This is a genomic window from Marinilactibacillus psychrotolerans (genome assembly GCF_900101525.1).
Lineage (GTDB): Bacteria > Bacillota > Bacilli > Lactobacillales > Carnobacteriaceae_A > Marinilactibacillus > Marinilactibacillus psychrotolerans.
In genome coordinates this window covers 24,769-36,777 of the sequence record NZ_FMZD01000005.1, presented here as the reverse complement: position 1 = coordinate 36,777, position 12,009 = coordinate 24,769, and the positions used below count along the sequence as shown (strand labels likewise).

Genomic DNA, 12,009 nt, shown 5'->3' with positions numbered 1-12,009 from the left:
AAATTGAAGAAGTTGTCAATGAGAGGAACTTCTTAAATTATCAGCCAGAGTAGAGGCTGGTCTGATTTGTATATAAAAAACTAAGGTAAAGGTTGCATCTAAAAGATTTTTGAGAGAATCTTTTAAGATGTTATAAAACGTAGAGTATTATAAATACCGTCCTGATGGAGATCATGGCGGTATTTATAATAATTTTTGTCTACGTAATTTGAGGAAAGAAAATGAGTATAGATGAATATAGTACACATATCTGATATCCACTTCAGAAAAAATTACGAACAAAGCAGTGCAGGATACAAAGGGATGTTAGCGAAGATGCAAAGTCCACTCGTGCCCCTTGAAAAGTGCCTAGAAGAAATTCAAAGCAAACAGCAAATCGATCTTCTAATCATAAGTGGAGATTTAACGGATGATGGAGAGGCAGAAGACTATCGATTTCTGAAACAAGTGATCCAAAATATTATTGGTGATATAAAGGTTATTGTCACATTGGGAAATCATGACATCAAAAATAACTTTCGAGAGGGTTGGTTAAATGAGAGCCCATCTGAAAAACCGTATAATAGTATTGAAACATTCAAAGAGTTTCACATCATTTCTTTTGATAGTGCAGTTTACGAAAATTCTAATGGTTATGTCAGCGAAAGCCAACTAAAGTGGTTAGATCAAGCGCTAGAGAGTAAACAAGATAAACCGGTGATTTTAGTGACACATCATCACCTAATAGAGCATCAAAGCTCTATACCGAATTTGCCAGAAAGTCAATTAATACTAGATAAGTTACAAAACAAAAACATATTATGTATTCTAAACGGACATACGCATCATGCATATAAAACAAAAATAGAAAATATACCTTATTACACGGTTGTAGGAATGTCTTTTGTAGGAGAAGATATAGGACAGCAGCAGATCCAATTTGAAGAAAAATATGGATACAATATTTATCAAATCAAAAATAGTCAGATTAAAGATGTAGAACATAAAATAGTCTCAACAGGAAGACAGTTGAAGATAGTCGATATGAATCAGTAAATGATTTGTTGATAAGCTTAGTCGTTTAGCCTATATAGCAATACTAAACTAATGATTGCTTTAATAATAGTTAATGTTATAAGAAATAATAAATCGAATAGATGCACTGGTAAAGGGTTTAGAAGATAATAGAAATGCTTTATTTGTAGAAAATTAAATAAGGATAAATAGACTTCGTGGTTACTTAAAAACGAAGCCTATTTATCGTTAAAAATATTCCATAAAACTGTAGTCATTTTTCACCACTAAAACGACTGATTTTAGAATGGATTTTACCTTGTAGCCGTTGAAAAAACAAAAATTGTTGACGAGAGCGTTTGATTCTTTTATATCTTTTATGATTCTTTTTATAGAATTGCTGATGGTAGTTTTCAGCCGGCCAGAACTTACTGACTGGCTTAATCACTGTAATAATTGGATGCTTGTACTTTCCAGAATTTTCTAATTTAAACTTTGCATTTTCAGCAATTTGTTCTTGCTCTTTATCTTTAACAAATATAATGGAGCGATACTGGTTCCCACGGTCTTGAAACTGACCAAATGCGTCTGTAGGGTCTGTTAATTGAAAGTAGAGATCGACCAAATCTGCATATTGTAGAACCCGCTTATCAAAAATGATTTCAACAGCTTCTACATGTCCGGTATATTGTCCGCAGACCTGATCATAAGTGGGGTGATCCATATGACCACCAGTATACCCTGATAAAACTGAAATAATCCCTTCATGGGTTTCAAATGGTTCAACCATACACCAGAAACAGCCACCTGCAAATATAGCGGAATCTTGGTAACGCAAATCTGTAAGGTTATGTTTAGTAAAATCAAAGGAAGCAGTTGCTCCCGTATTGCTAATCATTTTGTTATAGAAATCTGCGACATCCGGCGTTAAATTATTTCTTATCGCTAGTGGACGTAAATCGCCTTCTAGCTTTGCCAGTTGTTTTCCCAGTTTTTTACCGTCTTCTAAAGCTTCTTTAGCGGACAATAGTTTTGCGCGTTCCCATTCACGAGTCGCTGGATTGAGAGTTAAATTATAAAGGGTATTTAGTGTCTCTTCTCGATTTAGTTGCATCTTAAAAATCTCCCTTATGAATAGCATTTTATAAAAAAGCTTCTAAATAACATGAATAATTGAATTGTTCTAGTGTATGAAAATTTCTTTATCTTATTATACAACAAGTGGAATAGATAAATTGTGTAAAGGCTGATTAAATAAGCGGATTTGGTTAAGCTTATGAAGGAAAGCTATCGTTTTAACAAACACATAGAAGTTTCTTAGTGGAAAAAGTGAATCTTCACTGACTCAAACAGAATAATAAATTGAGTTAGCAGATAAATAGTGGTTATGTACCAACTCAAACTGGAGAAGAAGATAAGTAAGCAGATAAATCGTCATTATGTATCGACTCAGATAGAATAATGAAATGAGTTAGCAGAAAAATGCGTATTATCTATCGGCTCAAACAAAAAAAGAAGATGAGTAGTGAGAGAAACTAGCATTATCTACGAACTCAAACCAGAGAAAAAAATGAGTAGGTAGAAATGAACTGGTTATGTACCGACTCAAACCAAAGAAACAAATGAGCAGATAATGAAGCAGGCGTTATAGGGTAACTCAAATAATTAAGTTATTATTTTTAGAAATTAAAATACCATCAGCTACAAGTACAGGCTTCCACCAGTGCGCAATGTTGATAAATAAGTGAATAATTTATCTTCATCCTTATCACTTGCTTGAATTCAGTCCGTTAGGATTCCAACATTTAGTAAAAAATGATTGCTAAGAATAGTTTTGCTTCATCGTTTTTTAAAAGTGGTTCAATCAGTATTTGTAACTATTGTTCAGCTAGGGTAAAATATTGTTGGGGCATATGGTGTCTATTGATATAGTTTTAGCGCCGAAAATAGTGTACCTTACAGGTAGGTATATACTTTCTTTCTACATAAATTATATGAGCTTTATCTTTCGAATTATAAAAAATCTTTTTCGGGAAAACAAATGAAAGGATATAGTTTTGCTGAGAAGATTACAAGAAGAAAAAAGGTGGAAACGTGTTAAGCGCAAAAATTCAAAAATCAAAAATACAGATGAAAAAGTCTGCAGTATCAAGCCTTATCGGATCATTAGGAAGTTCCATATTTTCTTTTTCGCTAGGGTTGATGCTGATGGAAAGAACTGGATTATCGATCAGTTTTGCCCTTTCAATAATGGTATCTGCGTTAGTCAGCCTTTTTTTTGCTCCAGTTATTGGTCCTGTTGTTGATAAACACAGTCGGAAAGCTGTTATCGTACTTAGCCAGTCAATCGTTGTTTTTTCGTTGATTTTATACACAGTTTATATTTACTTATCAGATAATCATATTTTCATTGTAACCATTATACTTATCATAATTTTGAGAATTAGTGACGAATTTACAAGTACTGCACAAGAATCTAGCAAAGCAAACATTGTATTGGAAAAGGATTTACAGAGTCTGGCAGGCTATCAAGAACTTAGTTCAAACTTGTCAGGATTATTTTCATCTGTGATGGGTGCATTGTTATACGCAGTATTTCCATTTGGTATACTTATTGGGATTGAGATACTGACCGAATTAATCACATTGGGTTTAACATTATCGCTTGATTTTAAATTTATTAAATCAGATAATATGGAGTTTGCTGATAATAGAATTGACTCAAATTGGACATTATTTCTTAAAGGGATTAATTATCTTAAAGTACAACCTTACTTGATGGTAGCGATGGCTGCATGCATGCTTATTAATTTCTTTTACGCTATTACATTTGTAGGATTACCAACATTTTTACTTCAGACATTACAATTTAGTTCTCTTCAGTATAGCGTTACTCAAGGAGCTGTTAGTTTAGGTATTATCTTAGGAGCCTATAGTTTGACAAGAAAAAAAGAAACAGAAACACCCGTTTATGATTTGTTGCGCCTTAGTAAAATTTTACCTTTGATTTTCGTTGGTATTGCTCTATCAGCATTAAGTCGTTCAAATACTGTTATTATGGTTTGGGTTAGCCTTTTGATGGTTATTAATGGACTGTCTAATTCCTTGTTGAATATTCCTTTTTCGATTTGGCTACAAAAGAATGTACCTACAGATATTCAAGGTCGAGTTTTCCATTTATTAGGGGTATTATGTACGTGTATACAACCCGTTGGAATCCTAGTTTACGTGTTCCTATTTGATAATAAAATAGGTGTGCCGTTAGTATGGGATTCACTGATATTTACCATCAGCGGTGTTGCAATGTATTTAGTTGTTTTCTTATATATTCAATTTGGCAAGTACAATCTGAAAGAAGCAGTAATCTTTAAATTAAATAATGAAGACTAAAAAGGAGAATGATATGAAGTATCAATATACATCACAGGAAAAAGAAAAAATCATTTCTAATTTTATGGAACAGGGTAAAGTGGTAAAAGTACCAGCCAAAGAAAAAAAGAAATATATTTTGTTAGATGAATTTGTTAATAGATTTGAAGAGGGGAAAATATATACGGATAAAGAAATTAATTTTGAATTACTTACAATGTACCCAGTAGAAGAATATGTTGAACAGAGAAGATACTTAATTACATTTGGATTTTTTGAAAGAACGAATGATGGCAGCCAATATTGGTTAAACCCAAAAAAATAAAATTCGAACGTAAATCAAAAGTAACTAGAAATATATTATATTTGATTGTTTCAGGAAGCAATTATATATAAGGTTCTTAATAGAAAAAAGCTAATCAAAAACACACAACCTTACTTATATCTTATTTCACTAGATATAGTCAAGATTGTGTGTTTTTCTGTAAATAATAGGGAACTATTCAACTATAGATGTATAACATCTTTATTTTCATAGGGTCGTAATTATGGGTCCCTCTTTAGTGAGGATAATCGTATGTTCATATTGAGCAACAGCACTATCATTAACTAAAAAAGTCCAGCCGTCATCACCTTCAAATACTTCTTCTTCAGAAGTGGAGATAAACGGTTCCCAGGCAATGACCATTCCTTCTTTTAAAAGAGCATCATCCCAGCGTGTATAGTAATTGAAGATGTGATCAGGTGCTTCATGGATTGATCGTCCGATACCATGACCAGTCAGGTTTTTAATGACTGTTAAGCCATGTCTTTTTGCTACATTATGGGCTGCTTTCCCCAAGCCACTTTTTTTGGAACCGGGTTTTGCTTTTGCAAGTCCAGCTTCAAATGCCTCTTTGACAACTTCGCAGACCTTATGCGCATCTTCATGACCTTTTCCAACTACAAAGGAAACACCTGTATCACCAAAATAACCATTTTTTGATCCAGATACATCAATATTAACAAGATCTCCTTCTTGAATAACGCGATTCCCAGGAATCCCATGTGCTACTTCTTTATTGACACTGATACATGCATACCCAGGGAAATCATACTCGCCTTTAGGAGCGGATAGAGCACCATTTTTTTCGAAAAGCTCTCCAGCAATATCATCTAGTTCTTTAGTAGTAATCCCAGCTTTGGTACTCGTGACTAATTCATCTCTAATCATCCCGCAGATTTTACCAATCTCTTCTAACCCATTAAAATCTTCTTCAGTTTTTGCAATCATTATATAGCCTCACTTTTTAGTCTTGTTTATGATAGATCTATTTAGAGTTTATCATAAAATGAAACAAAGATTTTAACTATATAGATCAGTTTATAAATTAGTAAGACTTGTGTTCAAACTATTTAACAGAGTATTTAGGCTTTTACTTATGAACTTATATATAATATAAGTTAGAGGAGTTTACTTTGCTTGAAACCGTGTAGGCGTTTTGTTGAGATTAGTCGAGGAGTGAAAATATGAATGAAGAATATGAAAATGTCCAATTAGATAATGAAACCGATAGCTATATTTTTAAATTCTATTCTAAAGATGCTAGTAGAATTATTCCAATGCATTTACATAAAGAAGTGGAAATACTTTACTGTATAAAAGGTAACCTGAAAATTTGGATCAACGGAAAGAACTTGGTATTGTCTGCAGGAGAAATCTTCTTTATCAATAGTTCAGTTCCCCACGCTACTCAAAGTATAAGAGATAGTGAAGTGATTGTTTTATATCTCTCAGATAATGTTTTCACAAAAGAAAATGTTTTAATTAATTTTGTAAACAGCAGTGAAACATATAGAGTTTATATAGAAACTGTGCAGTTAGTAGAACAAATATATTGTATAAGTGAAAAAAAAGAGCGGTTTAAAAAATACTTACAGAAAAGCTTAGTATTAAAATTGGAATATCACATTTTGAAAGAGTTCAGTAATATTATTGGAGATAAAGGCACTAAACAATTGATCCAAAATGAAAAAATAGGAAAAATATTAGATATCATCCAAAATAACTTCCAAAATAATTTGAGTCTAGAAAAGCTTTCCGAATTGAGCGGATATTCTATGCATTATTTATCTAGAAAGTTTCATAAGAGTACAGGAATGACTTTTTATGAATACAAAAAAAGTTTATGTTTAGAGATGGCATTAAAAATGATAGAAGCAACAAATTTAAGTTTAGAAGAAATAGCACTAAAATCTGGATTTCCTAATGAGAAGTCAATGCGAATCTATTTTAAGAAAATTATGGGGATAAATCCTCAATATTATAGAATGTCAAAAAATGACCGAAAGTAGATAAAATAGTTACTGTTAAAGAAAGCGGCATCATTGTATAGTTTGAGTATCACAAGAATGGAGTGAATAAAATGACACAGCAATATGATGTAATAGCTCAAGATGTTATTGATGCGGTTGGTGGGAAAGAAAATATTATTTCATTAGCACATTGTGCTACAAGATTACGCTTAGTTATTAAAGATAGGAAAATCATTGATGACGAGAAAGTAAATAATATTGATAAAGCAAAAGGACATTTTTTTACCTCTGGTCAATATCAGATTATTTTTGGTACTGGAACAGTTAATAGGGTATATGAAGCCATTGAAGCTGCGGGTGTTTCAGGAACATCGAAAGCTGAACTAAAAGAAACAGCATCTAAAGAAGAAGATAATCCATTTAAGCGAATGATCAGAGTATTTGGGGATGTGTTTGTACCGATTATTCCAGCTCTAGTTGCAACGGGTTTATTTATGGGATTAAGGAACGTGTTAACACAGGAACAAATCCTAAATTTGGTAGGACTGAACAGTGAATCAATATCTACAAACTTTTTAACATTAACACAAGTGTTAACGGATACAGCATTTGCTTTTCTGCCCGTACTAGTTTGTTGGTCAGCTTTTAAAGTTTTTGGAGGGTCACCTTTATTAGGAATTCTATTAGGGCTAATGTTAGTAAACCCAGCTCTGCCAACTTCATGGGATGCAGCTCAAGGAAATGTTGAGCCACTAATGTTTTTCGGATTTATTAAAGTTGCGGGATATCAAGGTTCAGTATTACCGGCATTTATTATGGGATTCGTTGGATCAAAAATTGAAAAGAAAATTCGCAAAATAGTCCCGGAAGTATTAGATTTAATTGTTACACCTTTTTTAAGTCTACTATTAATGTTATTAATTGCACTATTTTTTGTAGGCCCGATCTTCCATCAAGTAGAAATATGGTTGCTATCTATTGTTGAAGTTTTACTTAATCTTCCTCTAGGTTTAGGTGGATTGGTCTATGGAGCTATTAATCAGATTATTGTTATTACAGGTTTACACCATGCATTAAATTTAATTGAAATTCAAATGCTTGCAGATAATGGATGGAATTTAGTCAACCCAATTAGTTCTGCTTCAATAGCAGCACAAGCAGGAGCAGCATTTGCAGTAGGGCTCAAAACAAAAAATAAAAAAATCAAAGCGATTGCGTTTCCTTCAACAGTTTCTGCATTATTAGGGATTACAGAACCAGCAATTTTTGGAATTAATATTCGTTTTATCAAACCATTTATTATGGGCTGTATCGGTGGGGGAGCCGGGGGATTTTTAGCAAGTTTATTTACTGTAAAGGCTACTGGTATGTCTATAACAGTTATACCGGGTATTCTACTATATTTAAATAGCCAATTACCTTTGTACATTTTAGTGTGCTTTGTTGGATTTTCAGTGGCTTTTGTATTGACTTGGTTATTTGGTTACAAAGAGAATGATGAGGCGGAAGTATAGAATGAAGATTGAAGCGTTAAAAGATTTAGTGGCAATATTATCTATCGAAGAAAAAGTAGGGCAATTAGTTCAGTTGACTGGCGATTTTTTTGACTCAAATAATGACGTGATTGAAACTGGACCAATGAAAAAAATTGGATTCCAAAAGAATAAGTATGAATTGGCTCATACCGGTTCACTATTGAATGTTGTTGACGCAGAAGAGATTTATAAAATCCAGAAAAAGTATCTAGAGAATTCTAAACATAAAATTCCGTTACTTTTTATGGCAGATATTATCTATGGATATAAGACAATATTCCCTATCCCTTTAGCCCAAAGTGGTAGCTGGAATTTTCCATTAATTGAGAAAAGTGCAAAAGTAATTGCAAAGGAATGTTATGATGCGGGGATTCATGTTACCTTTTCTCCGATGGTAGATCTTGTGAGAGATCCTCGATGGGGAAGAGTACTAGAATCTCCAGGAGAAGATCCATTATTAGCTAAACAGTATGCAAAAAGCATGGTGAGAGGCATTCAAGGGATGCAGGGAGATCAAATTTCTGAAAACCATATTGCAGCATGCGTGAAACATTTTGCAGCTTATGGAGCCCCGCAAGCAGGATTGGAATACGGCGCAGTTGAACTATCAACAGATTCGCTGCAAAATTATTATCTGCCTAGTTACAAAGCGGCTATAGATGCAGATGTGAAATTAGTAATGACAGCATTTAATACTTTAAATGGAATTCCTTGTACAGGAAATAAATGGTTAAATAAAGATATATTAAGAGAGACATTTAATTTTACAGGTCTATTGATATCAGATTATGCAGCTATTGAAGAGTTGAAAATTCATGGATTTACAGAGAATGATCAAGAATCTGCTCAATTAGCATTTGAAAGTTCAGTAGACATTGATATGAAAACATCGGTATATGCAAACCATCTACCGGATTTAGCTAAAAAAGATACCAGAATAATGAAATTACTGGATGAAGCTGTTCTGCGCGTTCTTCAATTAAAAAATGCGCTAGGTCTTTTTGAAGATCCATACAGAGGATTGAGTGAGTTATCAAATAGTCATTCTGTTTTAAGTGATAAGCACAAAGAGGTTTCCCAGACATTAGCTGAAGAGTCTATCGTTCTTTTGAAAAATAAAGATATTTTACCTATTGATGAAAATAAGAAAATTGCGTTGGTTGGACCATATGTAGATGAGCCATCTGCTTTAGGATTTTGGGCTATCACAGGCGAAACAAAAGATACAATCACATTAAAAGCTGGGCTGGATTCTATAAAAGAAGAAATGAAGTGGAAAGTTCAAGTTGCAAAAGGATCAAATATTTTGGAAGAAAGTGATATAGAAAGCTATGCAAAATATGCATCTGCTATGTCTGTAGACGAAAAACCAAAACAACAACTTTTAGAAGAAGCCATAGAAATAGCAAAAGAATCGAATATTGTCGTGATGTGTCTTGGAGAATCAATTTATCAAAGTGGAGAGGGTGGATCGAGGACGACACCAGTTTTACCAGATGAACAAGTGAAGTTGTTAAAAGAAATAAAAAAACTTGGTAAGCAAATTGTATTAATTGTCTACGCTGGAAGGCCGCTTATTTTAGATAATGTAATAGATGATGTTAGCGCAGTATTATATGCTTGGTTCCCTGGCACTATGGGCGGGTACGCATTAGCTAACCTCTTAAGTGGAAAAGTGAATCCCTCAGGGAAGCTAGCGATGACTATGCCTAGATCAATTGGGCAAATTCCAATTTTTTATAATACTTATTCTAGCGGAAGACCCATAGTCGAAAATAATCCTAATCATCGTTTCGCATCAAGATATTTAGACGAGAAAAACACTCCCCTTTATTGTTTCGGATATGGTCTATCTTACACTGAATTTGAATATTCTGGATTTGAAATAGATAAGGAAAGTATGACAGAACAAGATGAGATTAGAGTTTCAATTAAGGTTAGAAATGTAGGGGAAAAGCAAGGGAAAGAAATCGTGCAACTGTATCTTCACGATGTTGCAGCTCGGGTTGTTCGACCAATAAAAGAATTGAAAGATTTTAAAAAAATAACATTAAATCCTCATGAAGAAAGAAGGATTGATTTCAAAATTACAATCGATATGCTGAAATATTACAATTCTAATGAGGAGTGGGCTAGTGAACCTGGTAAATTTGAAGTGATAATAGGTAAAGATTCAAATGATCAACGCTTTAAAGGAAGCTTCATACTTGAAGATTAAAGAGCAAAGAGAGGATAAGTATGTTAGATGGTAAAGTAAAAGATTCACATTATCGATTAATGTATCATATTACACCAGAAAAGGGGTTATTGAATGATCCTAATGGACTAATCAAATTTAAAGGCAAATATCATGTTTTTTACCAATGGAATCCTCATGGAACAGTACACAAAAACAAAACATGGGGACACGTTATATCAGATAATATGGTTAACTGGGAAAGACTGCCAGCTGCTTTATCGCCTTCTGAAATATATGATAAAGATGGAATTTATTCTGGGAGCGCCATTGTAAAAGAGGACATATTATACTTGTTTTATACTGGGAATGTTATTACTGAGCAGAATGTTAAAAAAAGTTACCAATGTTTAGCGACTTCTGAAGATGGTATACATTTTGAGAAAAAAGGGCCTATTATTGAACATCCTGAAGGATATACAAGACATGTTAGGGATCCCAAAGTATGGTTGGATGAAAAGGGAACCTTTTGGATGATTTTAGGCGCCCAAACCGAGGATTTGAAAGGTGAAGTATTAGTTTACCGTTCAGAGGATCTAATTCATTGGGAAAGTCGGGGAAATATAAATCGGCAAAAGAAAATTTCACTTGGATATATGTGGGAATGTCCAGATTTACTGAGATTTGAAAGTGGAGATGTTCTATTAATATCTCCTCAAGGTATTAAAGCAGAGCCAAAACGATTTGATAATATAAATCAAACTGGATATATACTAGGTGAGTTCTTGGATAGTGGAGAGTTTGTTGCAGATAGTTTTGAGTTTACGGAATTAGATCGAGGGTTCGAATTCTATGCTCCTCAAAGTTTTCAAGATGGAGATCGAACGATTCTTTATGGTTGGATGGGTGCTATGCCTAATGATATAGAACAAACTGTTCCAACAGTTAGTGAAGGATGGTTGCATTGTCTTTCAATTCCAAGAACAATAGAACTGATTGATCATATTGTTTATCAAAAACCTGTTGAGGAATTAAAACAGCTTCGTTTAGACTATCAAAAATTGAGTATATCTATAACAAATAAAGATGAATATAAATTTACAACAAACACCCCTTATAATGAAATAGTACTAAACTTTTGCAATCCAACAAATGGATTTACTCTCGATATCTCTGGGGGATTTTTCATTGAACATAATAATAAGGAAAATGAAATTATTATATCAAGAATAAATTGGCTGACGAATGAAATGGAAAAACGAATAGGAAAATATGAAGGCGAGCTTAAAAATATTCGAATCTATTTAGATGGCTCAACTATAGAGATATTCGTAAATGATGGAAGTTTAGTGTTCTCGTCTAGGTATTTTGTTGAAAAGAAAAATACTAGAGAATTTATTTTTAAAGGTGATTTAAGAGGTATAGAAGGAATAGTGTACCCATTGGAATTTCAGACTTGAAAGGGCAAAGAGATAGAAAAAATCTATAACTTGATAAGTTGGTAATACTAAACAAAGATACTTCCAAATTCTGGAAGTATCTTTGTTTTAGGTGCGCCCAGCATGGGCGATAACTTGGTGGTGAAAGTCCACTACAGACTTTGCAGTAGGAACTGTTAGCTGAAAGCAAGGGTGTCCATCG

At 33.3% G+C, this 12,009-nt stretch carries 9 protein-coding genes; 7 read left to right on the top strand and 2 right to left on the bottom strand.

Features of this window, described 5'->3' with window-relative positions; translation table 11 throughout:
* The first annotated feature begins 231 nt into the window (after positions 1 to 231).
* On the top strand, positions 232 to 1,035 hold the full coding sequence (locus BLT22_RS03730) for a metallophosphoesterase family protein (protein WP_091760889.1): 804 nt from the start codon (positions 232 to 234) through the stop codon (positions 1,033 to 1,035).
* A 232-nt stretch (positions 1,036 to 1,267) separates the two neighbouring features.
* Here the strand turns inward: BLT22_RS03730 and msrA are convergent, their stop codons facing one another.
* Entirely contained in the window at positions 1,268 to 2,107 is an 840-nt protein-coding gene (gene msrA, locus BLT22_RS03725; RefSeq protein WP_091760886.1) for a peptide-methionine (S)-S-oxide reductase MsrA, read from the bottom strand.
* Between the two features lie 980 nt (positions 2,108 to 3,087).
* Here msrA and BLT22_RS03720 point away from each other — a divergent pair.
* Entirely contained in the window at positions 3,088 to 4,383 is a 1,296-nt protein-coding gene (locus tag BLT22_RS03720) for an MFS transporter (RefSeq protein ID WP_091760883.1), read from the top strand.
* Positions 4,384 to 4,396: 13 nt separating this feature from the next.
* Positions 4,397 to 4,687, top strand: a complete 291-nt coding sequence (locus BLT22_RS03715; protein ID WP_091760880.1) for a DUF2087 domain-containing protein — start codon at positions 4,397 to 4,399, stop codon at positions 4,685 to 4,687.
* A gap of 207 nt (positions 4,688 to 4,894) precedes the next feature.
* Here the strand turns inward: BLT22_RS03715 and map are convergent, their stop codons facing one another.
* On the bottom strand, positions 4,895 to 5,635 hold the full coding sequence (map, locus tag BLT22_RS03710; RefSeq protein ID WP_091760877.1) for a type I methionyl aminopeptidase: 741 nt from the start codon (positions 5,633 to 5,635) through the stop codon (positions 4,895 to 4,897).
* Between the two features lie 236 nt (positions 5,636 to 5,871).
* On the opposite strand from map, the gene BLT22_RS03705 reads away from it, so the two are divergent.
* From BLT22_RS03705 to BLT22_RS03690, 4 genes are all read left to right on the top strand, one after another.
* Positions 5,872 to 6,696, top strand: coding sequence for a helix-turn-helix domain-containing protein (locus BLT22_RS03705; protein ID WP_091760875.1), 825 nt, complete (start codon positions 5,872 to 5,874; stop codon positions 6,694 to 6,696).
* A gap of 71 nt (positions 6,697 to 6,767) precedes the next feature.
* On the top strand, positions 6,768 to 8,171 hold the full coding sequence (locus tag BLT22_RS03700) for a sucrose-specific PTS transporter subunit IIBC (RefSeq protein WP_091760872.1): 1,404 nt from the start codon (positions 6,768 to 6,770) through the stop codon (positions 8,169 to 8,171).
* A 1-nt stretch (position 8,172) separates the two neighbouring features.
* Complete coding sequence (gene bglX / locus BLT22_RS03695; RefSeq protein ID WP_091760869.1) at positions 8,173 to 10,410, top strand: beta-glucosidase BglX; 2,238 nt, start codon at positions 8,173 to 8,175, stop codon at positions 10,408 to 10,410.
* A gap of 20 nt (positions 10,411 to 10,430) precedes the next feature.
* Positions 10,431 to 11,828 (top strand): glycoside hydrolase family 32 protein, encoded by a 1,398-nt coding sequence (locus BLT22_RS03690; protein ID WP_091760867.1) that lies wholly within the window; start codon positions 10,431 to 10,433, stop codon positions 11,826 to 11,828.
* Positions 11,829 to 12,009 lie beyond the last annotated feature (181 nt).

Bases quoted from the DNA above. Each gene is read 5' to 3' on its own strand.
- BLT22_RS03730 (WP_091760889.1), top strand. From the start codon at position 232: ATGAATATAGTACACATATCTGATATCCACTTCAGAAAAAATTACGAA.
- msrA (WP_091760886.1), bottom strand. From the start codon at position 2,107: ATGCAACTAAATCGAGAAGAGACACTAAATACCCTTTATAATTTAACT.
- BLT22_RS03715 (WP_091760880.1), top strand. From the start codon at position 4,397: ATGAAGTATCAATATACATCACAGGAAAAAGAAAAAATCATTTCTAAT.
- map (WP_091760877.1), bottom strand. From the start codon at position 5,635: ATGATTGCAAAAACTGAAGAAGATTTTAATGGGTTAGAAGAGATTGGT.
- BLT22_RS03705 (WP_091760875.1), top strand. From the start codon at position 5,872: ATGAATGAAGAATATGAAAATGTCCAATTAGATAATGAAACCGATAGC.
- BLT22_RS03700 (WP_091760872.1), top strand. From the start codon at position 6,768: ATGACACAGCAATATGATGTAATAGCTCAAGATGTTATTGATGCGGTT.
- bglX (WP_091760869.1), top strand. From the start codon at position 8,173: ATGAAGATTGAAGCGTTAAAAGATTTAGTGGCAATATTATCTATCGAA.
- BLT22_RS03690 (WP_091760867.1), top strand. From the start codon at position 10,431: ATGTTAGATGGTAAAGTAAAAGATTCACATTATCGATTAATGTATCAT.